25 protein-coding genes and 1 riboswitch are annotated in these 25,576 nt (G+C 66.8%); of the genes, 8 read left to right on the top strand and 17 right to left on the bottom strand.

All coding sequences use genetic code 11. The features are described from left to right. Window positions 1-87: 87 nt before the first annotated feature. The 3 genes from LDL21_RS07665 to LDL21_RS07655 all read right to left on the bottom strand — a co-directional run bounded on the left by LDL21_RS07665 (window position 88) and on the right by LDL21_RS07655 (window position 4,520). Complete coding sequence (locus LDL21_RS07665) at window positions 88-1,752, bottom strand: AMP-dependent synthetase/ligase (RefSeq protein WP_225279401.1); 1,665 nt, start codon at window positions 1,750-1,752, stop codon at window positions 88-90. Between the two features lie 87 nt (window positions 1,753-1,839). Then, entirely contained in the window at window positions 1,840-2,763 is a 924-nt protein-coding gene (locus LDL21_RS07660) for a LysR family transcriptional regulator (RefSeq protein ID WP_067498605.1), read from the bottom strand. 107 nt (window positions 2,764-2,870) lie between these two features. After that, complete coding sequence (locus LDL21_RS07655) at window positions 2,871-4,520, bottom strand: 2-isopropylmalate synthase (protein WP_225280308.1); 1,650 nt, start codon at window positions 4,518-4,520, stop codon at window positions 2,871-2,873. A 262-nt stretch (window positions 4,521-4,782) separates the two neighbouring features. Between LDL21_RS07655 and LDL21_RS07650 the strand changes: the two genes are divergently transcribed. Together LDL21_RS07650 and LDL21_RS07645 are read left to right on the top strand one after the other, a co-directional pair. Then, complete coding sequence (locus tag LDL21_RS07650; protein ID WP_225279400.1) at window positions 4,783-5,454, top strand: FadR/GntR family transcriptional regulator; 672 nt, start codon at window positions 4,783-4,785, stop codon at window positions 5,452-5,454. Beyond that, a complete protein-coding gene (locus tag LDL21_RS07645) occupies window positions 5,451-6,233 on the top strand; it encodes an ABC transporter ATP-binding protein (RefSeq protein ID WP_225279399.1) in 783 nt (260 codons plus the stop codon). The genes LDL21_RS07650 and LDL21_RS07645 overlap by 4 nt, the downstream gene beginning before the upstream one ends. On the opposite strand, the gene LDL21_RS07640 is transcribed toward LDL21_RS07645, so the two are convergent. Then, entirely contained in the window at window positions 6,200-6,727 is a 528-nt protein-coding gene (locus tag LDL21_RS07640; protein ID WP_225279398.1) for a carbohydrate-binding module family 14 protein, read from the bottom strand. The two genes, LDL21_RS07645 and LDL21_RS07640, sit on opposite strands and share 34 nt — an antisense overlap. Window positions 6,728-6,900: 173 nt before the next feature. Here LDL21_RS07640 and LDL21_RS07635 point away from each other — a divergent pair, with 173 nt between their 5' ends. Then, the gene (locus LDL21_RS07635; protein ID WP_225279397.1) at window positions 6,901-7,275 is read left to right on the top strand and encodes a peptidase inhibitor family I36 protein; all 375 of its coding nucleotides are present in this window, start codon (window positions 6,901-6,903) and stop codon (window positions 7,273-7,275) included. Here the strand turns inward: LDL21_RS07635 and LDL21_RS07630 are convergent. Next, complete coding sequence (locus LDL21_RS07630) at window positions 7,272-8,093, bottom strand: alpha/beta fold hydrolase (RefSeq protein ID WP_225279396.1); 822 nt, start codon at window positions 8,091-8,093, stop codon at window positions 7,272-7,274. The genes LDL21_RS07635 and LDL21_RS07630 overlap by 4 nt on opposite strands. 78 nt (window positions 8,094-8,171) lie before the next feature. On the opposite strand from LDL21_RS07630, the gene LDL21_RS07625 reads away from it, so the two are divergent. After that, entirely contained in the window at window positions 8,172-8,996 is an 825-nt protein-coding gene (locus LDL21_RS07625) for a helix-turn-helix domain-containing protein (protein ID WP_225279395.1), read from the top strand. 184 nt (window positions 8,997-9,180) lie between these two features. Here LDL21_RS07625 and LDL21_RS07620 read toward each other — a convergent pair whose 3' ends face one another. Both LDL21_RS07620 and LDL21_RS07615 read right to left on the bottom strand, forming a co-directional pair. Continuing rightward, on the bottom strand, window positions 9,181-9,612 hold the full coding sequence (locus LDL21_RS07620; RefSeq protein ID WP_225279394.1) for a sigma-70 family RNA polymerase sigma factor family protein: 432 nt from the start codon (window positions 9,610-9,612) through the stop codon (window positions 9,181-9,183). A 65-nt stretch (window positions 9,613-9,677) separates the two neighbouring features. Beyond that, window positions 9,678-10,499: an SDR family NAD(P)-dependent oxidoreductase gene (locus tag LDL21_RS07615; protein WP_225279393.1), complete on the bottom strand. Its 822-nt coding sequence runs from the start codon at window positions 10,497-10,499 to the stop codon at window positions 9,678-9,680. Window positions 10,500-10,611: 112 nt separating this feature from the next. Between LDL21_RS07615 and LDL21_RS07610 the strand changes: the two genes are divergently transcribed. After that, window positions 10,612-11,214 carry a TetR/AcrR family transcriptional regulator gene (locus tag LDL21_RS07610; protein ID WP_225279392.1) on the top strand — a complete coding sequence of 201 codons (603 nt, stop codon included), beginning with the start codon at window positions 10,612-10,614 and terminating at the stop codon, window positions 11,212-11,214. A 28-nt stretch (window positions 11,215-11,242) separates the two neighbouring features. Here the strand turns inward: LDL21_RS07610 and LDL21_RS07605 are convergent, their stop codons facing one another. Further along, window positions 11,243-12,316, bottom strand: a complete 1,074-nt coding sequence (locus LDL21_RS07605; protein ID WP_181698302.1) for a sensor histidine kinase — start codon at window positions 12,314-12,316, stop codon at window positions 11,243-11,245. Continuing rightward, complete coding sequence (locus tag LDL21_RS07600) at window positions 12,309-12,983, bottom strand: response regulator transcription factor (protein WP_225279391.1); 675 nt, start codon at window positions 12,981-12,983, stop codon at window positions 12,309-12,311. The genes LDL21_RS07605 and LDL21_RS07600 overlap by 8 nt, the downstream gene beginning before the upstream one ends. A 103-nt stretch (window positions 12,984-13,086) precedes the next feature. Here LDL21_RS07600 and LDL21_RS07595 point away from each other — a divergent pair, with 103 nt between their 5' ends. Next, window positions 13,087-13,650, top strand: coding sequence for a M15 family metallopeptidase (locus LDL21_RS07595; RefSeq protein WP_225279390.1), 564 nt, complete (start codon window positions 13,087-13,089; stop codon window positions 13,648-13,650). Then, the gene (locus tag LDL21_RS07590) at window positions 13,647-14,921 is read left to right on the top strand and encodes a DoxX family protein (protein WP_225279389.1); all 1,275 of its coding nucleotides are present in this window, start codon (window positions 13,647-13,649) and stop codon (window positions 14,919-14,921) included. Before LDL21_RS07595 ends, LDL21_RS07590 begins: the two co-directional genes overlap by 4 nt. A gap of 13 nt (window positions 14,922-14,934) precedes the next feature. Here the strand turns inward: LDL21_RS07590 and LDL21_RS07585 are convergent, their stop codons facing one another. From LDL21_RS07585 to LDL21_RS07565, 5 genes are all read right to left on the bottom strand, one after another. After that, complete coding sequence (locus LDL21_RS07585; protein WP_225279388.1) at window positions 14,935-15,651, bottom strand: ankyrin repeat domain-containing protein; 717 nt, start codon at window positions 15,649-15,651, stop codon at window positions 14,935-14,937. Continuing rightward, window positions 15,648-18,218, bottom strand: coding sequence for an Hsp70 family protein (locus tag LDL21_RS07580; RefSeq protein WP_225279387.1), 2,571 nt, complete (start codon window positions 18,216-18,218; stop codon window positions 15,648-15,650). Before LDL21_RS07580 ends, LDL21_RS07585 begins: the two co-directional genes overlap by 4 nt. 16 nt (window positions 18,219-18,234) lie before the next feature. Then, window positions 18,235-18,681 (bottom strand): hypothetical protein, encoded by a 447-nt coding sequence (locus LDL21_RS07575; RefSeq protein WP_181698297.1) that lies wholly within the window; start codon window positions 18,679-18,681, stop codon window positions 18,235-18,237. Between the two features lie 28 nt (window positions 18,682-18,709). Further along, a complete protein-coding gene (locus LDL21_RS07570) occupies window positions 18,710-21,268 on the bottom strand; it encodes a hypothetical protein (protein ID WP_225279386.1) in 2,559 nt (852 codons plus the stop codon). 232 nt (window positions 21,269-21,500) lie between these two features. Beyond that, the gene (locus LDL21_RS07565; RefSeq protein ID WP_225279385.1) at window positions 21,501-21,815 is read right to left on the bottom strand and encodes a DMT family transporter; all 315 of its coding nucleotides are present in this window, start codon (window positions 21,813-21,815) and stop codon (window positions 21,501-21,503) included. A gap of 10 nt (window positions 21,816-21,825) precedes the next feature. Next, window positions 21,826-21,892, bottom strand: a riboswitch (guanidine-III (ykkC-III) riboswitch). A 90-nt stretch (window positions 21,893-21,982) separates the two neighbouring features. On the opposite strand from LDL21_RS07565, the gene LDL21_RS07560 reads away from it, so the two are divergent. Then, window positions 21,983-22,870 carry a M48 family metalloprotease gene (locus tag LDL21_RS07560; RefSeq protein WP_225279384.1) on the top strand — a complete coding sequence of 296 codons (888 nt, stop codon included), beginning with the start codon at window positions 21,983-21,985 and terminating at the stop codon, window positions 22,868-22,870. A gap of 36 nt (window positions 22,871-22,906) precedes the next feature. Here the strand turns inward: LDL21_RS07560 and LDL21_RS07555 are convergent, their stop codons facing one another. The 3 genes from LDL21_RS07555 to LDL21_RS07545 form a co-directional block, all read right to left on the bottom strand. Beyond that, on the bottom strand, window positions 22,907-23,428 hold the full coding sequence (locus LDL21_RS07555) for a VOC family protein (protein WP_225279383.1): 522 nt from the start codon (window positions 23,426-23,428) through the stop codon (window positions 22,907-22,909). Window positions 23,429-23,445: 17 nt separating this feature from the next. Beyond that, entirely contained in the window at window positions 23,446-24,789 is a 1,344-nt protein-coding gene (locus tag LDL21_RS07550) for an MFS transporter (protein WP_372462153.1), read from the bottom strand. A 143-nt stretch (window positions 24,790-24,932) separates the two neighbouring features. Continuing rightward, entirely contained in the window at window positions 24,933-25,520 is a 588-nt protein-coding gene (locus LDL21_RS07545) for a TetR/AcrR family transcriptional regulator (protein ID WP_225279382.1), read from the bottom strand. Between the last annotated feature and the right edge of the window lie 56 nt (window positions 25,521-25,576).

Here is a 25,576-nt window from a genome sequence, read left to right as displayed (position 1 = left end):
TACGGAAACCACTGGGGGCACCGCAATTCATCGGCCGATCGGTCCCGGCTATCGTCGGCGGGACAGGTGGGAGAATTTCGTGTCGCGTTACCCGCGTGACACGTAGAGCTGATCTATTTCGGCGGAACAGGTTTCGGCGATCGCGGCCCGGCGCAATTTCAACGACGAGGTGAGCAGGCCGGCGTCGACGGTGAAATCGCCGTCGACGATGCGGAATGCGCGAATGGATTCCGGCCGCGACACCAGGGAATTCGCCTCGTCCACGGCGGCCTGGATCGTCTCGGCGGGATCGCCGTCGGGATGCTCGGCACGCCACTTCGCGTACCGCTCGGCGTCGAGGGTGATCAGCGCCGTCACGAACGGGCGCCCGTCACCGACGACCATGCAGTTGCTCACCAGCGGGTGCAGCCGCACCCGGTCCTCGAGCGGGGTCGGCGCCACGTTCTTGCCGCCGGAGGTCACCAGGATCTCCTTCTTGCGCCCGGTGATCCGCAGGTGCCCGTCGTCGAGTTCGCCGATGTCGCCGGTGTGCAGCCAGCCGTCGGCGTCGACGGGCCGCTGGTCGGCGGCCGCGCCCCAGTAGCCGGGCGAGACGTGCGGGCCGCGGACGAGGACTTCGCCGTCGGCACCGATGCCGACTTCGGTGCCCGGGATGGGACGGCCAACGGTGCCGAGCCGGTTGGTGGACGGTGCGCTCACGGTGACCGCGGTGGCCGCCTCGGTGAGGCCGTAGCAGTTCAGGATCACCACACCGAACCCGGCGTAGAAGCCGACGGTGGTGTCGTCGAGGGAGGCGCCGCCGGAGATCACGTAGCGAAGGCGTCCACCGAACGCGGTCGCGACGGCGTCGTCGGTGGCGGCGGGTGCGGCGCCCTCGGCCAGCAGCGTAAGGCCGCGCTCGACGGCCGCGTCCTCCTGCCCTTCGGTGAGCAGCGCGCGGACGTGTTTGCGAATCTTCTCCAGCGCGTAAGGAATCAGTGCGAGGAAGGTCGGGCGCAGCGTGGCCAGCGCCGGGACCAGGTCGGGCACGCCGGGCAGCAGATGGGTCCGGCTGCCGCCGTACAGGCAGGCGAACAGGATCGTCTGGCCGAAGACGTGGGAGAGCGGCAGCGCGAGCACCGTCGTGCCGTCGAAGATGCCCTCGGTCTGGCGCGCGGTGTTCGCGGCGGTGACATACATGTTGCGGTGGCTGATCATGCAGCCCTTGGCCAGGCCGGTAGTGCCGCTGGTGTAAACGATCATCGCGAGATCGGCGGCGCCCACCGCGGCGATCCGCGAGTCGAGGTCGGCGTGCTCGGCGGACTCGGCCCATGACCCGATCTCGGCGAACGACCACACCGCGCCGCCCGCGCCGGCGTCGGTCAGACGGGTTGCGTCGTCAGCGGTCTCGGCCGCGTGGAACCGGCTTCCGCTGTCGCTCAGGATGTGTGCGATCTGCGCCGGCGAAGAGGTCGGATACACCGGCACGATCACCGCGCCGACAGCCATGGCCGCGCAGTCGAGCAGCGCCCATTCCAGGCTCGTGCGGCCGAGCACGGCCACCCGGTCCCCCGCCACGACCCCCCGGTCGAGCAGGGCCGAGGCGAGCCCGCGGACCCGGGTGTCGAGTTCGCCGGTGGTCAGCTGGGTGCCGTCGGCGGCACCCAGCGAAAGACGGGCCGGATCACGCCGTGCCGCGTCGGAAACAATCGCGTACAGACTGGACGAATCGGCCGGAACGAATCCGTTCGCGGTGGCAGACACTGTATTCACGAATCGAATTCTTCACGGCGCCGACCATTCCCGTCGCTGCCGCACTCGCTGTTCCTACCGCGCGAAAGTCATGTCCTATCGACGGGTTCAGGCCGACAATGCGCGGACATCATCGAGTTGTGCCGATTCGACGCATTCCAGGAACAACGCGACCGCGGGATTCGGTTCGTCGGCCCGCCAGACGGCGTGCAAATCCAGGGTCGGTACCGGATCGAACAATTTCACCGCCACCGAACTACTGCCCGGCACACCCATTCCCATCGAAATCGCGCGCGGCAGCGAGGCGAACCCGACGAGTGGTCGCACCGAGACCATATGCGCCGTCGCGCCGGGGTCGTCGGCCGAATGCGTGACATTGAGCGAGATCCTGGTTTCGGCCGCCGACCGCAGGATGGTGTCGTACATCGCCGGACACTGTTCGCGGGCGAACAGCACGCAATCCTGACTCTGTAGTTCCGCGAACGGGACACCGGGCCGGTCGGCCCACCTATGTCGGCGGCCGACTACCGCGACGAGCGGAACCCGGTGCAGCAGACGACGATAGCGGAAATCGGCGGTACTGGGATGCCCGTAGACCAGGGCCACATCGAGCGAACCGTCGGCGAGGGCGGCCAGCTGGGGGCCGGTCCGCTTCTCCCACAGCGACACCACGATGTCGGGGTGCCGTTCGGTCATCCTGGTGAGTGCCTCCGGCAGCACATGCCTGCTGGCGGGCAGGTTGTAGCCGATGCTGAGGCTGCCCGCCCTGCCCTCGGCGGTGGCCTTGGCCGCCTGGGCGGCGCGGTCGAGCTGAGCGACGATCAGGCGGGCCTGGCTTTCGAACTCGCGCCCAGCGGGGGTCAGCCGGACCTCGTGGGAGTTCCGGGCGACGAGCTGGACGCCGAGGGATTTCTCCAGCTTCTGCAGCTGGGCACTGAGACTTGGTTGGGTCAGATGGAGGCGCTGCGCTGCGCGACCGAAATGCAACTCTTCGGCGATGGTGATAAACGAAACGAGATGTCGGAATTCCATGACGCCGGCTCCTTCCGAGTACCACCACGCTATCGAGGCCGGATAACCCGTGATGAATAGCGGTCGCCGCGCGCATTGCCGGTCGGTGAACCTGGCCGCGCCTCTTCCTATGGCACCGCGTTCGCGGCGTTCATCACCGCCTCGAGCGACGCTGCGACGGGCGAGGCGCCGAGGCCGAATGCCCATCCGGTCCTGCCCCCGGCTCGATATTCGACGTAGCTCACAGCGGTGCCGTCAGCCGCGGCGTGCTGGGTGAGGCCGAGGATCTCGATGGAGTCGGCGGTCTCGCCGAGAGCAGTGGCCAGGGCATCGACCGGGCTCGCCTCGTGGGTCGAGTGGTGCTCGGTGCCGTGTGCGCCCAGGACGATTTCGGTGGTTCCGTCGACGAACTCCCACTGTACCAACGTGATTCGACGCTCGACGGCGGTGTAGCTCTGCTCGAACAGGGCGCGGAGTTCTTCGGCGCTGATCTCCGCGCCGGTGTCGTCGGTGTATTCCTGCACCCGCTGCGCGAAGTCGATCTGCAGGCGGCGCGGCAGCTCGAGACCGTATTCGGTGTGCAACAGGTAGGCGATACCGCCCTTGCCCGACTGTGAGTTGACCCGAATCACGGCATCGTAGGAGCGGCCCAGGTCGGTGGGGTCGATCGGCAGATACGCCACCCGCCATTCCGCTTCGCGCTCGTGCACGCCGAGGGACGCTGCCCGCTCACGATGCTCGGCCATGCCTTTGCCGATCGCATCCTGATGGGTACCGGAAAACGCCGTGTGTACAAGATCGCCCACGTACGGGTGCCGTTCGTGGACGGGCAGACGCGTGCAGTACTCGACGGTGCGGCGGATCTCATCGATATCGGAGAAGTCGATCATCGGGTCGACCCCTTGGGCGTGCAGGTTCAGCGCCAGGGTGGCGATATCGACATTCCCGGTGCGCTCACCATTGCCGAAGACGCAGCCCTCCACCCGTTGGGCACCGGCCAGTACGGCCAGTTCGGCGCAGGCGACGCCGGTCCCCCGATCGTTGTGCGGGTGCACCGACAGGATCACCGCGTCCCGCCGGGCGAGATTGCGGTGCATGTATTCGATCTGGTCGGCGTAGACGTTCGGCGTGGCCACCTCCACGGTCGCAGGCAGATTCAGCGTGACGGGGCGCTGTGGGGTCGCCTCCCACAACTCGGTGACGGCGTCGCAGATCTCGAGTGCGAAATCCGGTTCGGTCAGGTTGAACACTTCCGGCGAGAACTGAAACCGGACATTCGGCAGCTCGCCGGCCAGTTCCAGAACATCGCGGGCGCCGGTGACGATCAATTCGCGCAGCTGCTTCCTGTCCTTGCCGAGAACCACCTCGCGCCAGACCGGCGCCGTGGCCGTGTACAGGTGGATGATCACGTCGTTGGTGATGCCGCGGACCGACTCCACGGTCCGTGCGATCAGGTCGCGACGCGCCGGGGTGAACACGACCAAGGCCACATCCAGCGGCGCGATGGGGCACTCGGCCAGCAGGCGAACGAAGTCGAAGTCGGTTTGCGACGCGGACGGATAGCCGACCTCGATCTCCTTGTAGCCCATGGTGACCAGGAGTTCGAAGAACCGGCGTTTGCGCGCCGGATCCATCGGTTCGGCCAGTGCCTGGTTGCCGTCGCGCAGGTCGACCGGGACCCAGAGTGGCGCGGTGGTGATCCGTGCGCTCGGCCAGTCACGGTGTCCGGCAGGCACCTTCACGCGACGGTGGACATCTCGATATCGATACGACGGCATCGCCGAGTGACGTTGCCGGTTCCAGGCGGGCGCACCATCGGCGAGAGATCCCGAAGGGGTTGTCAGGGTGGGGAATTCGGTCATGACTTGCTCTACTTCCCGGCCATCACGGGCCGAAGACGACGGAGACCGGCCACGACGGAGCCCCACGGCGGGGCGGCCGGTCGTCAGGCCCCGCCGTGGCGGCCGAGGAGGAGCGCGGTGTAGGTCATGATGGGTACACTTCTACCACAACTCCTCAGACAAGTAGAGAGGTCCTCGGGTGATACCGCAGGTAAGGCGCCAGCCACTGGCGGCGCAAGCGGCCGAACTGCTGCTCGCGCGGATCCGGGCGGGCGAGTGGCCCTTGGGGCATCGATTACCGGGCGAGACCTTGCTCGCCGCGCAATTGGGGGTGGGGCGGTCGACCGTGCGTGAGGCGATCCGGGAACTCGCGGGCAAAGGGGTGCTCGACAGCAGGCAGGGCGCCGGTGTGTTCGTCACCGCGCTCGACGTCACCGAGGACTGGGATGTGGTGCTGCGTAGCGCCACCATCGTCGCGGTGATCGAGGCCCGCATCGCCATCGAGGCGGAGGCCGCGGCCCTCGCCGCCCAACGACGGACACCCGCCGACCTGCGAGCAATCCGGCGAGCCCTGGCGCAACGCCGCGTCGAAGGTCGGCCCGTCGCCGATCACGTCGATGCCGACATGGCCTTCCACCGTGCGGTCGTCGTCGCCGCGCACAACGATGTCCTCACACAGCTTTTCGACAGCCTTCTTCCGCGTCTACGTCTGGCCATGATCGACATGCTCGAGCTTCGCCCGGTCCGCTCCGAGCAGGACGACCAGCACGCACACGAGCAACTCGCGCAGGCGATCGCGGATCGAACACCGACTGCCGCAGCGGAATTCAGCCGCACGCACCTTTCCGCCCTGAAGGAGGCCTTCACATGACCGCCAGCCCCGTGATCGAACTGGACGATGTGACCTTCCGCCGGGACGGCAAGAAGATCATCAACGGGATCTCGCTGACGGTGCGCGCCGGACAGCACTGGGCGCTTCTGGGGCCCAACGGGGCGGGCAAGAGCACGCTGCTGGGATTCTGCGGGGCTGTCACCTTTCCGACGACGGGGATCGTGCGGGTGCTCGGGGAGCAGTTCGGGCGGGTCGAGCTGGCTCGGCTGCGGCGCTCGATCGGGCATGTGAACCCGCGGCATCGGCTGCCGCACGCCCTCTCGGTGCGTGAGGTTGTACTCACCGGCATCACGGGCACGATCGACACACCGATGCGCTGGTCACCGAGTTCCGACGACCTGGCCCGAGCTGAGCAGATCATCGACACTCTCGGCCTGTCCGGCAAGGCCGACGACCTCTGGCCCACCCTTTCCCAGGGTGAGCGCGGCCGCACTCTCATCGCCCGGGCCCTGATCAGCGACCCCCGGGTCCTGCTCCTGGACGAACCGTCCACCGGCCTCGACCTGGCCGCCCGTGAACAACTGCTCACCACCCTGGACAGCCTCGATCGAACCCACCCCGAAGTCGCCTCGATCCTGGTCACCCATCACCTAGAGGAACTGCCGAGCACCACCACCCACGCCCTGCTCATCGCCGACGGCCACACCGTCGCCGCAGGGCCGGCCACCGATGTCATCACCACCGACCACGTCTCGACGGCCTTCGCCCACCCGATCGAAGTCCGCTACGACGGACGCTGGAGCGCCCGCGCCCGCTGAGCGCCGATGACGGTCTTTCCGTGATCGGATACCGCGCCGGCATCGGCAGGCCAATCGCAGTATTGTCCTTTGTGATTCCAGTTCAGGCCATTCGGACAGGTCTGCACGGTCGGCACGTTGTTCGAGCATTCGACGTACTTCGTGACGTCTCCGGGATAAGGGAAGAGTCCGTCGGGTTCGGGGCAGCTGAAGGCGGCGATCTCGAATCCGGTGTCCTCCGCGAGAGCAGGCGACGCGGCAACGAGTGTGAGGGCGGTACCGAGAACAAGTCCGGCTGTGGGCACAGCGAGAACACGGGCGAATCGCACGGTCGTCTCCTTCAGGTTCTTTTCGAGGCGATCAGGACGTCGTCGGCTACCTGTGGCTGTGCTATCGCATCCCGCTGCCGACAGGATCAATGCGCATTCGAGACACGCGAGCAGGGCGAACCTAACCGAGTGACCGTGAAACCAGAACACGACACGCGACGCCGAGCCGGGCCCGGAATCCGCCATGCCCGTTGGGTTTCTGCCAGGCAGCGCTGATCAACGCCCGTGGCCCGGCTCGCGGCTCGCGGACCCGAACGAGCATAAGGACCGACCCGGCGGCCGGTCATAGACTGATCGCATAACTCTCGTCGAAGTGCGATCCCCACCTACACCACCCCTCGTATCGACAGGAGCAGCCCATGATGTCTGTCCGGAGAATCCTCGCCGCCCTCACAGTCGCCGCGGCGGCCGCCACCACCGGTACGGTTCTTTACGCGGCACCGGCCGCCGCTCAACCTTGTCCGGAGGGCAAGCTCTGCCTGTGGGTCGATCCTGACGCCGGAGGCCGAGCGCTGACTCTGGGTGCGGGGCAGAACATCGCCGGGCTGGAGCAGCCGTACTTCCAGAACGTCAACAGCCTGTTCAACAACACCGATGAGAACGTCTGCTTCTACACCGACCCAGACTTCACCGGGGACTCCGTAGGCGTAGCCGGACACCAATTCATCGGCGACACGGAGACCGAGCTCCCCATCGGCAGCAACATCTCGTCGGTGCGCTGGGAAACCTGCTAGGACACCGCGCTGTCGAGGATCGAGCGGGCGAGGGAGTCGGGGGCCTCGAGCATCGCGAGATGCCCGACTCCGCGAAGGTATTTCAGCTCGGCACCCGGCACTGCTTCGTAGTGGTGCGCCGACGCCGGGTCCCAGCGAGGATCGGAATCCCCGAAGATCACGAGGAGGGGCTTTCCGGCGTCGATCAGGCGCTGGGGCACGGGCCGCGCCGCGAGGTAGTCGACGTTGGCGGAGAGAATCGCACGGAAGGTTCGATACGACATCGCGCGCAAGTCGGCCACGGCCCCGTCGGGCACCGTGATCGTCGTCGCCGCAGTCGCTTCCAGTCCGCGACGGATCATCGAATCGGTGCGCACCGCCCATACGAACGGACCGAACGGCGGCGAGGTGAGTGCCCGGATGATCGCGGGCTCGGGGAGCAGCGCTGCCGGATTCGGCCCCGTGCTGACCAGGACCAGCTCGCCGACCAGATCGGGACGACTCTCGACGAGGGCAGTCGCGACATACCCGCCACTGGAGTGACCGACCACCCTCAGATTTCGGACGCCGAGCTCGTCCAAGACCTTCGCCACCCGATCCGCTTGTTGCGCAACGGCGTACGTCAACGCCGCTTCGGACCGGCCACATCCCGGCAGGTCGATCGTGATCACCCGATACTTCGTGGCGAGCGACGGCACCACCGGTGCCCACAGCGAACCGGTTGCGCCCGAGCCGTGAACGAGCAGCAGGGGCGGTGCGGCCGGGCTCCCGTCGACGACGACGTGCAACCCGCGGATTGTCGTGTCCTCGCGTGGCCTGGTGGGACTCGATTCGCTCATCGCACCAACTTTGCCGTCGACCCGTCACGCCGTATTGGACAAATGTCAGAGCATTTCACTCCGGTTAGCCTGGGATGCATGAGCGCAGCGAGCCGATGGGACTGGAATCGGGTCGATGTCGCTGTGCCGGGCCGAGTGCCCATGCCGGGAATCCAGATGGCGGGATTCCGGTACCACGGGGACGCCGCCGTGGAAATCACCATGATCCCGCATCCCTCGATCACGCTCCTGCTCGACCTCAGCGAACACGGAGTCGTGTACGACGTTCTCGGACGCCGGGTCGTCGGGAACGTGATCATCGGCCTCCACGCAGGCCCGCTACGCATCACCAGCGCAGGCGTCGGTGACGTCCTGCAGATCCGCATGTCCCCCGTCGTCGCCGCAGCGATTCTCCAAGACACCGGCATCATCGGCGGCACTGTGACACCGCTGCCGGACCTGTGGGGCAGCGGAACTGCCCTTTTGACCGAGCGGCTCCGTGCGACGCCGTCGTGGAACGAGCGGTTCGCGATCGTGGCCGCATTCCTGCGAAGCCGGGTGCGTCGCGGATTCGGTGTAGCACCCGAGATCACGTATGCCTGGGACCGGACCGTCCGCAGCCGAGGCCGGATCCGCGTCGAGACCCTTGCCGCGGAGACCGGCTGGACCCGCCAGCGACTCTGGTCCCGCTTCCGGACCTGTATCGGGGTCTCACCCAAGCATGCGTCCGACCTGGTCCGCTTCGACCATGCCGCTCATCTCCTGGTGGCAGGGTGCTCGCCCGCGGTCGCCGCCGCCGAGGCAGGCTATGTCGACCAATCGCATTTTCATCGTCGCACCAAGGCGATCACCGACATGACCCCGACCGTCGTCGCGAAGGCTCCGTGGCTCGCGATCGACGAAGTGGCCTGGCCGACAACCTGATTCCTGTCCCGGCCAGGGCAGCCTGCGGTCTCCGTTCGGGCGCGACACGATCCCGTCTGCCGTGGGGCGGTGTCGAGGAATACCGGTATCGACGGCAGCTACCGCGCGCACATGACTCGCGAATCGCGCTGCTGCGTGGGTCTGGGTCAGCGCAGGGTCAAGGCAGTCTCCGATTCGATCCAGGTCAGTTTGCGTGGGTTGCGGACGAAATAGAGGCCGGTGATGCGGTCTTGTCGACCCGGAACGCCATGACTCCATCGATCTCGCCGTCCAATCGGAAGACCAGGGCCGGGCTGCCGTTGAGCAGAGTGGGATCGATGACGATCGAGGCCTGGGTCCTGCCGATTCCGCCGAGGATGTAGCGGACCACGTTCTCCGCGCCTGCGACGGGCCGCCATGCCGCGCGCTCGACCCCACCGCCGTCGCTGACGAGGACGACCTCGGGGGCGAGAACGTCCAGCATGGCTTGCGGGTCACCGGAGTTGAGGGCACGGCGGAACGACTCGAGTGCGGCCCGGGTTTCGGCGGCCGAGACCGTCATTCGGGGGCGGCGGGCATCGACGTGTCTGCGGGCGCGGTGCGCGATCTGGCGGACGGCGGTGGGCGTTTTGCCCACGAAGCCCGCCTGAGACACGCGCCGACCGACCCGAGCAATAGTTCGGGTCGGCGTCGTGCGCTCGATCAGCCCGGCGCCATTCGGCTCAGATGTTCCCACTCCTGGTACAAACCGGCCCGGGTTCGGTCCAGTTCTCGGACCTGGTCGAAGGAGCGGCTGCCGACGATCAGACGCCGGGGCGGGTCCGGCAGTGCTGCCAATTCCAGGATCACCGGTGCGGCGGTGCTCGGATCCGGACCTGATTCCTCGCCCCACATCTCTTCGAGTTCGGTACGCAGGTCACCATAGTGCGGCAGAGGTTCGGTCAGAGTCATGCCTGTGGTGAACAAATCGGTTGCGTAACCACCCATTTCGACGATGGTGACCTTGATGCCGTGCCGGTCGACCTCCATGGCCAGCGCTTCGCTCAGCGAGTCCAATGCCACCTTGCCCGCACCGTAGAAGCCGACCGTTGCCATGCCACCGGCGCTACCCATCGACGTGACCTGCAAGATGCGGCCGCCGCCCTGCGCGCGCAGATAAGGAACAAACGCCTGGGACACCCAGACGGCGCCGAAGAAATTCACGTCGAGATGAGCCCTGATCTGCTCCTCTGTCGCTTCCTCGACCATGCCGTAAAGCATCCCGCCCGCGTTGTTGACCACCACGTCTAGCCTTCCGAAGGCATCGAACGCCTGGCGCGCGCCGTCGAATACCGCCGCACGGTCGGCGACATCGAGTGGAAATCGCACCAGCGTTTGCGGATAGCCGGCAGCCAGATCGTCGAGGGGGTCGATGTTGCGGGCGACGGCAACCACACGATCCCCCGCACTCAGTGCCGCCTCAGCGAATGCGCGGCCCAGACCCCGGGATGCACCAGTGATGAACCAAACTTTGCCGGTGGTCATGTCGACCCCTTCCTCATATGAGACGGACCGTCTCGGTTCGATTATCTTGACCCGGGTCGCCTTCCTTGTCAACCGAACCGTCTCGTCTCGGTTGATTGATAAGCTGCCCCCCATGACCGATGCTCAGAGAAGTTCGCGGCGCAGCGAGCGTTCGCGCCAAGCCATCCTCGCGGCCACCCGCGCATTGATCTCCGAGGTCGGCTACACGAAGGTCTCCATCGAAGCGATCGCGGCACGCGCCGCGGTGGGCAAGCAGACGATCTACCGGTGGTGGCCGTCCAAGGGAGCTGTCATCTTCGACTCGTTCCTGGCTCTGAGCACAACAGGGGACGGGCCACAGATGGAGCTACCCGACACCGGAGACATCGAGGCCGACCTGAAGCTGGTCATGCGTGCCACCGCCGCGGAGTTCGCAGACCCGGATTTCGAGCGTCCGATTCGTGCCCTCGAGGTCGAGATCGTCAACGACCCCGAGCTCGCTGCCCAGTTCCGCGAGAAGCTCGCGCGTCCGGTGGACGAAGCGAAGAAGGCCCGCTTGCGCAGCGCACAGCGAGCCGGCCAACTCGACCCCGGCGCTGACCTCGACCTGGTCCTGGAGGTGCTCTACGCCCCGTTGTTCCAACGGTGGCTCCACCGGTCCGGGCCGCTCACCGCCGAATACGCCGATTCCCTTGTCGATGTCACGCTGCGCGCATTTCGGGCTCCAGCAGCGTGACCGCCGCCCGCTGCACCTGCCCGACGATCTAACGAGCAGGCAGCTGCACCGACACCCGCAACCCACCGCCCGGGCGCGGGGTGAGAGTGAGAGTGCCCGCGTGGGCTCGGGTGATGCTGTCGACGATGGCCAGTCCCAGGCCGACGCCGGAATCGTGGGTGCGAATGCGTTCGGACCCACGCTGGAACGGTTCGACGAGTGTGGAAACCGTTCGTGGAGTGAGGTTTTCGCCCGTGTTCTCGACGGTGAGGAGCACCGAATCAGGCTGGTGCCGAGTGGTTGTCCACGCGGTGCCGCCGGGCAGGTTGTGGACTATCGCGTTGTGAACGAGGTTCGTCGTCAGCTGCAGGAGCAGGGCGTGTGAGCCGACGGTGGGGGTCGGCTCGCCTGCGGTTTCGAGGGTGACGCCGTGCTTTTCGGCGAAAGGGATCAGCGTCTCGGTGGCTTCTTCGGCGAGCAGGGACAGGTCGACGGGCTCGGGTGTGAACGACCGCTGGTCGGCTCGACTGAGCACGAGCAGGGCTTCGGTGAGATCGATGGCCCGGCTGTTGACGGTGTGGAGGCGTTCGATCAGATCACCCGGGTCGTCGGGGGGATCGTCACGAGCCACCTCGAGCATGGTTCGGGTGATCGCCAAGGGGGTGCGTAGTTCGTGGGATGCGTTGGCGGCGAACCGCTGGTTCTCGGTGACGTGGGCTTCCAGCCGGGCGAGCATGGCGTCGAAAGTGTCGGCCAGTTCACGGAATTCGTCGGCGGTGCCGGCGAGCTGGATGCGGTGCGACAGGGAGCCGTTGGCGGCCAGGCGGGCAGCGGCGGTGATCCGGGTGAGTGGGGCGAGCATTCGTCCGGCCAGGAACCAGCCGCCGACGAGGCCGAAGACCATCAGGAAAAGCAGGACGGCGGCCATGAACGGCGCGAACGAGCGGAGCAGCAGCCCCCGGTTGATCCAGAAGTTGCCGGAGGTGTCGATCCATCCGGCAGGCAGGTAGTACAGATAGAAGACCAGGACGGCGACGAGTAACAAAGTGCCCGCGAGCATGACGAAACCCGCGTAACTGAGGGTGAGCTTGAGGCGGACACTCAGCCCGGGTGCCCTATCCACCGTCACCTCCCGTACTGATGCGGTAGCCGACGCCGGGAACGGTCGCGATGATCCATGGTTCGCCGAGACGTTTGCGCAGAGCCGAGACGGTGATGCGGACGGCATTGGTGAACGGGTCCGCGTTCTCGTCCCAGGCGCGCTCCAGGAGCTCCTCGGCGCTCACGACACCGCCGTCGGCCGCGACGAGCACCTCGAGCACCGCGAACTGTTTTCGCGTCAGCGCGACGTAGCGGCCGTCGCGATAGACCTCGCGACGGAACGGGTCGAGACGCAGACCGGCGATTTCGCGGACGGGTGGCCGGCTGTGGGCGCGCCGGCGGTCGAGGGCGCGCAGGCGCAGGATCAGTTCGCGCAGATCGAATGGTTTGGTGAGGTAGTCGTCGGCGCCGAGCTCGAAACCGGATGCCTTGTCGTCGAGGCGATCGGCGGCGGTGAGCATCAGGATCGGCAGCCCGCTGCCGGCGGCGACGATGTGTTCGGCGACCTCGTCGCCGGACGGGCCGGGGATGTCACGGTCGAGGACGGCGATGTCGTAGGTGTTGAGATCGAGCAGCATCAGTGCCGTGTCGCCGTCGCCCGCGATGTCGGCGGCGATGGCTTCCAGGCGCAGGCCGTCGCGGATGGCCTCGGCCAGATAGGGTTCGTCCTCGACGATCAGTACACGCATCGCTCTCGATTCTTCCAGCGGGAACATATCGTCGGCGTATCGAAAATCGCATACGTGCGCGCAACGCCGCATTGTCTTGACTGACTGCATGAATCAGAGAAATATGCGGGGAATTCTAGCGACTGCTGTCGCCGCTCTTGTCGCGGCAGGCGCGGTGGCGTTCTTTGTCCACCAATCGCCGGAGCGGTTCTCCGCCGTCGCGTTGTCGATCGATATTCCACGTGGCGACCCTGGTTCGCCCGGCGCCGGGGTCTTCGACGACCAGTCCCCCTCGGTGGCCAATCTCGACCCCGAATTGCTCGATGCGCTCCGTCGCGCCGCCGTCGACGCGGGGAGCGAGGGGGTGGAATTCGTGGTCACCAGCGGCTGGCGGTCCGCGCAACACCAGACGCGGCTGCTGCACGAGGCGGTCGGCAAGTACGGGTCCGAGGCCGAGGCCGCCCGATGGGTGGCTACCGCGGAAACCTCCGCGCACGTGTCGGGTGACGCGGTCGACATCGGACACAGTGCGGCGACGGCGTGGTTGTCCGCCCACGGCGCCGCCTATGGGCTGTGCCAGATCTACGACAACGAGCCCTGGCACTACGAACTGCGCCTCGACGCCGCGGAAAACGGGTGCCCGGCACGGTTTGCCGATCCCACCGAGGACGCGAGGATGCAGCGGTGACCCGCGCCGCCACGCTCGTGGCGTTTCGGTTCTGCGTGGTCTATTTCGTTCTGTTCTGCTTACTGAACACCTATATCCCGTTCGCGTTGCTCGGCCTACTCGGGCGATGGGTGCGCCGTTATGTGAGCCCGTGGGATATGTCGTTGACCGACCCCGTCACCGGGTGGGTGGGCCGGACGTTCTTCGGCGTCGATGCAGTGCAGCACAAGGATTCCGGTGCCGGTGATCAGGCGGCGGTGTGGGTGCTGGTGCTGTGTCTTCTGGTCCTCGCGGTGGTTGTCGCCGCAGTGTGGACGGCATTCGATCGCCGCATGGCCTACCCCCGGCTCACCGCCTGGTTTTCCCTGTTCCTGAGGTTGTGCCTCGGTGCGCAGATGGTGGGGTTCGGGTTCGCGAAGCTGATCCCGACCCAGATGCCCGGGCCGTCGTTGGCGCAGCTGCTGCAGCCGTACGGCGATCTCAGTCCGGCCTCGGTGCTGTGGTTGCAGGTGGGCAGTTCCCCCGCATACGAGATGTCGCTCGGTGCTGTGGAAGTGGTGGCGGGTCTGCTGCTGTTCTTCTCCCGAACGATGGTGCTCGGTGCCCTGTTGTGCTTGCTCAGCACGGCTCAAATCCTGCTGCTGAACATGACGTTCGACATCCCGGAGAAGTTGCTCGCCGCGCATTTGCTGTTGATCAGCGTGGTGCTGCTCGCACCCTATCTGCGGCGGCTGTTCGATGTCTTCGTAATGCAGGGTGGTTGCGCGCCGCTGTCGCTACCGTCGCTCTTCGCCGAAGAACGGAAGAACCGCATCGCGAAGTGGGTGGTTGCGGGCCTGGGGCTCTGGGTCGCGCTGGCCGGCGGGTACGACCGGTGGGTGGTGTGGCAGGAACAGCACGGGGCGGGTAGCCCCAAGTCCGAGCTGTACGGGATCTGGGACGTGCGGGAATTCACCGTCGACGGCCAGGTCGCGCTGCCGCTCACCACCGACGGAACCCGTTGGCAACGACTGATTTTCGAACGTCCCGGGTCGGCAACCATTCAGCGGATGGATGCTGAATTCGTTCCGGTGGAGGCCGAGCTCTCCCCCGGCGGCCAGCTCGAACTCGCCCGACCGACAGGACCATTCGCGACTGTGTCCACCCAGAGACCCACCCCCGACCTGCTGATATTGCGCGGGGAACTGCACGATCGCCCGCTCGTCGTCACCTTGGAACGCCTGGACCTCGACAGCTTCACCTTGCGCAGTCGCGGGTTCCACTGGGTGCAGAACTATCCGTACTTCCGCTAGCTGACGTGTCCATTCAAAACCGGCCCCAGCCGACGTTGGCCCAACCCGACCGACTGAAGATGCGGTAGTTGTTCGCCCTGGCCCACTGCTCGGCTGCGTCGTGCAGGAATCGCGAACCGCAGTTGAGATAGTCCTCGGCCATGTGCTTGTCGCCGAAGGCTTGCAGCGCTTGGGCCAGCTTCGCCTCGGAGCCCGTCCGGCCGAGCTTGATAGCCAGGATCAGCAGTTCCCTGCGCTGTTCGCACCGCAATACCTGACGCACGACTGCCGGGTTGTAGATCCGTTCCGGAAACTGGCCGAGCCGGGTGTACACCCGAAACCCCCGCTCACTATCGCGCCAGCTGCCGTCGCGGTTGAGATACCAGACGCCTTCGCGCAGCAGGTTCTCTACCTGAGCCAGTGAGCTCATCTCGGCAGGAGTGAGTCCCTCGTTATTGCGCAGATTCGCGTCGGCGCCGTAGGCCCGCAGATTCTCGATCGCTTCCTGCTGGCCGGTGTAGTACGCCAGATGCCGCGCGCTGTTTCCCTGCGCTGCAACCGTATTGATGGAAGCACCGGTTTCGACTATTTCGCGCAGCCGCGCGGTATCCCCCGATGCCGCCACCGACAGCAGCTGATCGACCACGCGCTGACGGCGCCGCTCTCGGCTGCTGCGGACAATCAGCCAGGCCAGCCACACCACCAGCGCCAGGCAGAGGAGCCCGATCACCAACACTACGGGGCTGCTCACGCCACACCAGGGTTCCAGCGAATCCCGGTTTCCCGGCCCCACCGCTCGACGCGCGCGTGCAGCGGCTGCAGGCGGCCGGTGTAGATGGTGTGCAGATGCTCGCGGGCGGCGGGGCGGGACAGGTCGACATCCCGCACGGTCGCGGCGATCAGCTGCAGCTCACCGAGGAAGAGGTCGCGCTCCGTGGGCAGCTTCGACTTCTCCGCCGACGCCAGACGTGGATCGTTCAGCAGGGTGTCGTACTTGCGGCGGATCAGTTGATCGGCTGTCTCGATCTCACCCGTCAGCCAGGCGCGGTATTCCGTCGGCGACGCACCGACGGCCAAAATTTCCCGGATCAGCGGGGTCCGCACGACCTCGCGGACCAGATCGTCGAGCTTCTCGTTCGCCCTGCGCCACGCGGTGAAATCACCGGCCTCGTAGGCGGCCCGTGCCTCGGCCGCCACCCCGTCCTGACGGTACCGGAACGGCTGCGCCTCGCCGGGAAGGTCACGTTCGAGCCAGACCACCAGATTGGTGAGCGTGCCCATTCTGTCCTCGAAATCGGCCAGCGGCGGCTCCAGATACGCCTCGGGGCCCTCGCTCTCCTGCAAGGTCTGCAAGATCGTCTCGGCTTCGAGCAGCATGTGGTGCGCTTTCGCCTGGTCCTTCGCGCCGACGATCAGCCCTTCCACAGCGACCAACCGCTGTTCGAGATCCGGTCCCGCCTTCGCCGACTCGGCCTGATGCACCTCGGGACGCACCTGGCGCCACGCGGCGTGCGCCCGTGCGGTCCTCGACCGGATCTCTGTCCACGACGCGACCTGACGGACCGGGATGTCGATGACGGCGGTGGCCGCCCGGTCCAGCTGCGGCAGCCGCACCGACGCGTGAATGGTCCACCCGACCGCGAATTCCAGGGACAGTTCGACAGCGGTTCCCGGAGCTACATCCTCGGGCAGGTCGTGGATCTGCACCGAACCGATCGGTATGCGGCCCTCGTAGAGCCGTACCCGCAAAGCGGTTCCCGCTCGCGCGGTCTCCAGATGCTGGCTGACGCGGTGTGGGATCTTGGTGCCCGCCTTCACGATTCGCGCCAGCCGACCGTCCACCAGCTCCACTGAGAAGTCGTGTGCGAGCACATCTCCCGCCAGGTCGAGTGCCGGCGTCTCGTCGTGTGCTGTCACGGTGAGGTGTCCAGTGTCGACTTGTTGCCCGGCGGCAAGCACTCGCACGGTGAAGGAGCTTTCGCCCTCGGCGACCAGCGGAACGTCGATGAACAGGAAAGCACCGTCACCGTTGACCCGCTGTTCGAGCGGTGCGCCGTCGGCAGTCTCCACCAGCACGAGCACCGGTTGACCCAGCTCGTCGGGACACCGCACCCGGCCGGCGATATCCACCGAATCGCCTTGCGGCACCAGCGGTTCCAATTCTAGAACCGAGCTACGGGTAGCGCGGCTCGCCGCCTTGAGAGCCGCGCCGACCGCGACGACCAGTTCCGGATGGAACAGGCGCGGTGGGATACCGAAGCGTTGTTCCAGCAACGTCGCGACCAGCGGGATTCTCGACGAGCCGCCGACGAGCACGATTTCGTCGAGCGCGGCGTCACTCAACCGGGCCTTGGCCAATGCTTCGGCGCAATGGTCGAGGGTCGCGCGGAGATGATCTTCGATCATCCGATCGAATTCTGGCCTGCTGATGGGCAGGTTGATGGTCATCGGATTTCCGGACCGATCTTCCAGGTCCTGGCTGATGATTTCGGTCTCCGTCTCGCGGCTCAGTTCGTGCTTCGCCGCCTCGGCCAGACTCAGCAATCGCGCGAGCAATTCGGCGTCGCGTGGTTGGTCTGGCCGGAAACCGAGGTCGTAGCCGGGCAGTTGGGCGATCATCCAGTCGACGATGGCCTGATCGAAATCGTACCCACCGAGGTAACGGTTGCCGTCGAAGGAACGACTGCTGAATCCGCCGTCCGGGTCCCAGCTCACCACCGAGGTGTCGAAGGTGCCACCGCCGAGGTCGTAGATGAGAAACCGGCGTCCCTCGGAGTCCTTCATGCGGTACTCGTGCATGTGCGCCAACGCTGCCGCGACCGGTTCCATCAGCGTCTCGACCACCTCCAGCCCGGCCTCGGCACCCGCCAGTCCGGTCTGTGTTTTCGCGCTGGTCTCGAAGTATGCGGGCACCGTGATCACGGCACGGTCGATCGGCACACCGAGCACGTCCTGCGCCATTGTTTTGAGATGACGCAGCAGGTGCACCGAGGCCTGCAGCGGTGTGATGGTCGCATGCCCCGCGGTGACCGGCTGATCGGTGCCCATATTGCGCTTGAAGAACATCGCGGGCGGTGAACCGGGATGGCGCGCTTTGCGTTTCGCGAGCGCACCGACCAGCACGGTGCCGTCCGGTGAGATCCAGATCGCCGACGGTGTGGTCAGCGACAGGTCGGGATTGGCGACGATCAGCGCTGACCCGAACTGCCGCAACCGGCGGCGGTCGATCAGCGCTTGTTTGTTCGGGATGTCGGCATCGGCCGGAATGGCCACGCAGCAGTTCGTCGTGCCGAGGTCGATTCCGGCGACCAGCGTCATTCGGTGTTCTCCTGTTTCAGCGCAGTGCGTGCAGTTCGGGGCCGAGAGCGGGTGGCAGCAGCTTGGGCAGGACCTGGTAGTTCAGCCCCGGCACGGCGCCGGGTACCGCCTCGGCTGCGGCCTCGGCCTCACGGGCGACCGCTGCGTCCAGTTCGTCCGCGAGCTGCTGTAGTTCGGCGAGCTCGGCCACCTCGGATTCGGCGGGCACGGGCCGGTGGGTGAGCAATTCCGCCGCCAGCCGGGTTTCCGGCAACCCCAGTTGCTCATCGGCGGCATTGACCTGCGCCACGGTGAGCACCGTGCCGAACAGGGGAAACCTGCCCGCGTCGAAGGCGATCCGCTTGCGCCGCGCCGCGATACGGGCACGGGCCGCCGACGGGCCCGCTGTGGGGTCGAGATCCAGGATCTGAAAAGCCGTGGAGTAGTAGGGGTTCGACCCGGTCCATTGCCATGGATTCGTCATTGCCGTCGCTCTCCGGTGAGTTCCATCGTCAACGCTCCCCGATCGACGCGGTCGCCAGCAGTTCACGCACCGAGTCGTAGGGCGGTAGGTCGGGCAGCCCGAGGCCGATAGCCCACCGGAAGTGCCCGGCCGCTTCACCGCACAGCCGAAGCGCCGACATCTGGTGGCGCTGGTCGAAGGCGATGAACATCAGGCAAGTGCCGAACCAGAATTCGTGTCGAGCCAGCTTCGCCGCGTAGGCCGAGCGGTCCGCCGCCGATACCGTCCCCGACCACTGCTGGGTGGTGGGGGTGGTCCGGGAACGGGTGAGTCCGAGCGTGTCGTTGATCGGGGCGGTCATCTCCGTGATCCGCTCCAGCAACAACCGAGCCGGGTACAGCTGCGACGACATGTTCTGTCTGGCTTGAATATGGTCGATACCGATATCGAGGGCGGCTTCGGCCAATTGGACGCTGTCCGGATCGACGCGCAACCACGCGGCGACCAGATCCAGGGCTTGCCCTTCACTTCCCGCCTTGGCCAGGCGCCGCACCGCCACCTCGGCCTCGTAGCCCACTCTCGATCGCGTGGCCGACTTGACCGTCTCCGGGAACGGCGCCGTGCGGATCGTCTGCATATGCGCTCGCGCCCGCGCAGGCTGCCGCTGCCACAGCGTTCGGATCCGCGTGGCATGCGGTTCGAGCAGCTGTTCGGGCAGGTCCGCGCGGACTCGATCGATTGCCCGCTCCAGTTCCTGCGGTGTCACATCCGACATCACCTCGCCGAGATGTCGGCGCATCGATTCCCAGAACTCGGCGCTGTCGTACAGCGTCGCCCAGTGCCGCAGCGCGGCGTCCCAATGGAGGAAGGCGGTGTGATCGCCCTCGAGTTCGAGGGAGTAGGCCTTGGCGTGCTCGGCGATCGCGCGATGATGGACCGATACCAGATCGCCGGGATCGTATTTCTCCCACAGTCGCATGGCAGGCTGCGTCCACGGCAGGATCCCGCCGTCCCCCCGTAAGGCGGTCAGCGCCAGCCGGACCGACGGCGGCGGTGCGGACGGGTCGCTGCCTGCCGCGATGTCGCCGATCCGGTCGGCGACGCGCGCCAACTCCGCGGCCTGCCCACCGCGGGCGACCCCGATGACCCGGCGGACCCGCTCGAGCGAAGCGTCTACTTCCTCCGCTCGCGAAATCAGTGCCGCCCGTGCGGCTTCGGCGAGATTCACGCAGGCGTGCCGGAGCTGGACAGGATCGAGGTCGGCGGCTTCGGGCGCGATCGTCTCCGCGGCCTCCCTCGCGGCGGCTCGGGCGCGCACGGTCGATATCGCCTCCTGATCGACCATCGACACGCTCACCCATCGGTCGCCGTGCCGATCGCGAAGCTGTCGTACCCCCGCCGCCAACAGCCGCGAATCCTGCAAGCGGAGCCCGAGTACGAGATGGGCGTTCGCGTGCATGTCCTCGTCGGTCGGTAATTCGGCGGGTTCGCGGATGATTTCGCGCAATTCGGCCTCGGCGGCGGCCTGGTCGCCCTCGCGCAGCCGGGACAACGCGGTGACGAACCGAACCGCCATCCGCAGCGGCTGCTCGACCGACTGCGGCGGGCTGTCAGCCAATCGTGGTGCGCCCGAACGGCCGTGCATGACATCCGACGCCGCCAGCAGGAGTTTCCTGCTCACGTCGACAGGGGTCTGGCGCGAGGGTGTCGGCGAAGCCGCGGGCTCAGGGGCGGGCGGTCGCGCGGAAGTCGGCGGTTCCTTGCGCGGCGGCGAGACCGTCACCGGAGCGGAACCCATCTCGAATCCGAGCCGCGCCGGTGTTGCCTGCGGCGGCTGGTGATCCACCCGCCGGGTCGGTGTCGAGTGCCCCGGACGGGTCTGCGACCGCGACGGCTGCGCAGCGCTGTCGCCACCGAACCGTTCCGCGAGCGCGTAGCGTCGTCGGGCACCTGCCTTGTCGCCACGCGCGGTGGCGCGATCACCGAATCGGCGATACCACTCCGCGCGCGTGCCCGGGCCGAGCGCGTACATCACCTGCCACTCCACGCTGGAACCACCGCTGAATGCGTACTTTTCGAACTGCGCGTCGACCAGTTCGGTCAGGTGCGCGGTGGCAAGGGCACGAAACTCCGGTGACACGTCGGGATCTTCGGCTCGCACAGCGTTTCCGAACCACACGCACAGCGACGACGGCTGCGACACTCCGGTGACTGCCTTCATCAATCCGGCGGCAACGGACCAGGTTTCGGCGAAGACATCGGCATCAGGTCGACGTAGCCAGGCACGGAATATCAGTTGCACCGTGTTGTCGGTGAGCCCGCAACGCTTCTCGACGGTAGGCAGCAGGCGGATCGTCGCATCGGGCAAGGTCGAGGCGGCTTCGACGAGGTCGTCATGCAGTCGCTGCCGCAGCTCCGGAGTGATGGGCGTGCCGGGGTGACCGAGGAATGTTTCGATCATCGTCAGCCGGGCTCGCGCCTGATCGGCGATGCTCAGTGGCTCGCCGACGGGCGGTTGTGCGGGGCCGGCCGGTTGTGCGGGGCCGGCCGGCGCGTGCTTGTCCGCGTTGCCGCGCTCCTTGTCACCCGACGACCAGGGCCATTTCACCGCGAAGCACTCCGGTCGGCCGCCCCTGATCGATCCGCAGCCACGGCGATCCCCTCTCCCGAACGAGCCCCGGCATCCTCCCGATACCGGGCAACTCGGAAGACAATGCTCAACCATGTTGCGGCCGAACAGCCTTCAGCTTTCACGATCGACGACGCGAGGAACTTCGTCAAGCCCGAGCCGGGCGCTGCCTCCGAAGAAAGAACGAAAGCCCCGGACGACGCGGTCTGATTCAGTGGGCGAGTTCGAGCCCGACGACACCCGTCACGATCATCGTGAGAAACACGAGCTTGAATATCGTCACCGGCTCTTCACCGGTGGCCATGGCGAAGGCGACGGTGAGGACCGCGCCGATACCTACCCAGACCGCGTACGCCGTACCTACCGGAAGTTCGCGCATCGCGATCGCCAATCCGGCCATACTCGCCAGCAGGGCGGTGAAGAACAGTAGCGACGGCACGAGCCGGGTGAAGCCTTCGGATTTGCCCAGTGCGGTCGCCCACACAGCTTCCAGGAATCCCGACACGACAAGCAGAATCCACGACATCGCAGCCCTCCTCGGGCCGTCTTGTCGCACTCCGGGTACGGCACCCCTCGTCCGGAAGCCCGATCGCCGGGCTCACTTCCACCATGGCACGCCGGCTATCGGCCGGCAAGCGATGGTGGTTCGCCTCACCAGCAATGATGTCGGTGGGTAGCCGTAAACTTCGGCGGGTGGGGAGGATTCGGGAAACGGCCGGTGGGCTTGCGCTGACGCTGCCGAGCGTGGGGCTCAACGTTGCCCTGGTCTACGTCGTGATCGTCGGCTTCGACCTTTGGGCGGCGATCATCGTGCTCGTGTTGTGGGCCGGGATCGGGTGCGGCCTGGCCAGTGCCTTGTGGTTCCATCCGAATCGGGGCAAAGCGGCGGCGGCCTACGGATTCCGCAAGCCCGTCGGAGCGGAACCCGATCTGCTCGCGACCGCCTGGGCCGACGTCACCCGGACGGCGGGGGTGGATGGTTGGCCCTACTCGCTGTGGGTGCAGCAGTCGGCCGCGCTCAACGCGTTCGCGGCGCCCGCCCGTATGGTCGCGGTGACGAGCTGGGCGATCGAATCGCTGCGCCCACGGCAGCTGGCCGCGGTGCTCGCCCACGAACTCGGCCACCACCTCATGCTCGATCCGCGTGTGCGATTACTCGACGCCTGGTTCTCGGTCCCGGCCCGCATGGTCCGGGGTATCGGCAAGGTCCCGGTCCGCCTGGCACGTGGTCCCGGCACTCTCCGATGTCTCGCGCGAGCGGCGATCGCGGCGGCACTCCTGGTGGCCGTGGCGTTCTTCCTGACACCACGAATCGGTGAGCCCGCTGTCGCGGTCTTGATCGCACTACTCGTCCTGGAACCCCTGACCGTAGCGGCGCGCGCACGGCGCGGAGAGTTCGCCGCGGACCGAATGGCTGTTCACCTCGGATACGGCCGCGATCTCCACGGCGCGCTACGCAGGTGGCTTCCGCACGAGACAGCTCACACCTCCGCACTGCTCGCGGCCCGCGCCCGATGGCTCGACACGCATCCGCCGATCAGGCAACGGCTGCAAGCTATTCGACGAACCGCCGCGACCTGATCGCTCCGAGCGCCGGGGCGCATTCACCAGAGGTATTCATCGCCGTGCCGCGATGCGGGCCCATACCTGCGGGTCGGTGCGGCGACCGCCCGGTGTGTCGGCGCTGTACCGCGCGATTTGGGCGTCGAGGTCCAAGGGTGCGGTCAGCGAGGTTCCGGGGGCGAGAGCGTCCTCGACGTGTTCGTCGGGCACCAGCCAGCACACCTCGAACTCGATGCCGTCGGGGTCGCGCGCGTAGAGCGCTTTGGTCGACCCGTGGTCGCTCGCACCGGTCAGTGCGTCCGCAGCGAGCAGGCGACCGCGGATATCGGCGAGCTCGCGCAACGTGTCGACCTCCCAGGCGACGTGGTAGAGCCCGACCGATCCCGGCGGTCCCGCCGCGGGCCGCCTGGCCTGGAACAGCCCGAGGTCGTGATCGTTGGCCGAGCCGGGGTGACGCAGGAAGGCGCCGCCCGGAAATCCCTCGGCGAGTGGCTCGAAGCCGAGGACGTCTTCGTAGAAGGCGATGCTGCGTTCCAGCTGCGCGACGAACAAGACGATGTGGTTGATTCCCCGCATGGCGATGACCTCCTGGCCTACGACTGTGGGCGGTCATCGGCGTCGACACGCAGATCCCGGCCCGTGACCTCCACCGTAGCGACCAGGGCGGCCAGACTGAGGGCGGCGGTGACCACGATGATCCCGCTCAGCGCGACGCTCGACCCGTCGAAGGCGACCAGCAGGCTGCTCGCGATCAGCGGGGTGAAGCCCGCGCCGACCAGCGCCGCGGTCTGATAGGCGATGGACACACCGGTGTATCGCACACCGGTGGGGAACATTTCCGACAGCATCGGGGTCAGCGGCGCGTACATCAGGTTCTGCAACAGCTGCGCGAACATCAGTGCGCCCGTCATGATCCACCACGAATCACTGTTGATCAGGCTGTACAGGGGGAAGGCGTAGATGATGGCGCCGATCGCGCCCGTCATCATCGTCCGCCGCCTGCCCAACCGATCCGACAGGGCCGCACTCGCGGGAATGGCGACGATCGAGACGACAACCACCAGCAGCAGCGATCGCATCACCTCGCCGACCGCGTAACCGATGCCGGTCGCGTAGGCGATGATGTGCGAACTCGTCAGGGCGGTCAGCGCGAACGGCGCGAGACCGGCGAACACGGCGGGGACGAGCAGGCGTGGGCGGCGCAGCACCTGCGCCGCGGGAATCGAGTCCCGCAGTGGCGCGGCGGCGGCGAAAACCGGACTCTCGGCGACCCGCAGCCGCACATACATCCCGAGCACCAGCAGGGCCGCGCTCAGCAGGAACGGCACCCGCCACCCCCAGGTCGAGAACTGTGGTTCGGGAAGCTGGGTCACCGCGGCCACCGCCCCGGTGGACAGGAGGAAACCGAGAGGTGTTCCCAGCTGCATGATTCCGGTCCAGCGACCGCGATTGCCCGCGTCGGCATGCTCGACGACCATCAGCGCGGCGCCACCCCATTCCCCGCCGACAGCCACCCCTTGCACCACGCGCAGCAGCACCAGCAGGATCGGCGCCGCGACGCCGATGGTGTGATAGGTCGGCAGCAGGCCGATCGCCGCGCTGGCGATACCCATCATCAGCATGGTGATCAGCAACATCGACTTGCGGCCCACACGGTCACCGAAATGGCCGAAGATCACGCCACCGAGCGGACGTGCGACATACCCGGCGGCGAGGGTGCCGAACGAGGCGATCGTGCTCAACGCCGGATTCGAGCCAGGAAAGAACAGCGGCCCGAACACCACCGCAGCCATCGTCCCGTACAGCAAGAAGTCGTAGTACTCGATCGTCGTACCGAGCAGGCTCGACAACGCCGTACGGCGGCGAGCCCTCGCGTCGGTCGGGGCGAACGCCTGTGGCGCAGACGGATTCGCCTTCTCGGGTGGCAGCGTGGTCACCGCGGCTCCTTCGGTTCGGCCGCGAGATCATCGTTCGACATCGCGGTCGCCGCGACGTTTCCAGCGCGACCCGACCCCGGCAATACCACCGACCGCTGAGCGGAATCTTCGACGACTCCGGCGGCGCAAAGGCATTGCGCGCGTTATCGTCCGACGCGCCCCTGCGGGAATTGTGCGACAGCCTCTTCGATCAACCCGCCGAGCTGGTCGGCCGTGATCATGCCGCAGTTGACCAGCCCTGCCAGCCCTTGCAGGGTGGCGAAGAAGATCAGTGCGGTCCGCTGCGGGCTCGTGTCCTCCAGTTCGTCGGCCAGGCCGCGTTCGAAAACCAGCAACATCGGCGCGAAGGCCGCCTCCGCAGCCGCACTTACGGCCTCGCCACCTTCGCCGTGTTTGTGGGCGAACATCAGCTCGGCCAGGTTCGCCTCGGACGTCACGAAGTCGAGGTAGGCCCGGGCGAGCGAGTGGATCTGCGCGCGGTAGTCGGGCGCGGCATCGACCGCGTCCCGCAGTCGTGTGCCGAGCAGTGCGAACCCTTCGACGGCCAGTGCGTCGTGAAGCTGCCGGCGGTCGGGGAAGTGCCGGCGCACAGCGGCGTGCGAAACGCCGACGGCGGCGGCGAGCTCGCGCAGCGACAGCTCCGAGGCTCCCCGGTCACGCACCACCGGCGTGGCTTGTTCCAGTACGGCCTGGCGCAGGTTGCCGTGGTGGTAGGGGCGGTCGGGCGTCATTCGGGCAGCCTATCAAGGATGTTTCCGTTGACTAGATTGTTTCCAGTGGATACATT

The organism is Nocardia rosealba (assembly GCF_020216065.1).
Classification (GTDB): domain Bacteria; phylum Actinomycetota; class Actinomycetes; order Mycobacteriales; family Mycobacteriaceae; genus Nocardia; species Nocardia rosealba.
This window is presented reverse-complemented; position numbering and strand designations above follow the sequence as displayed.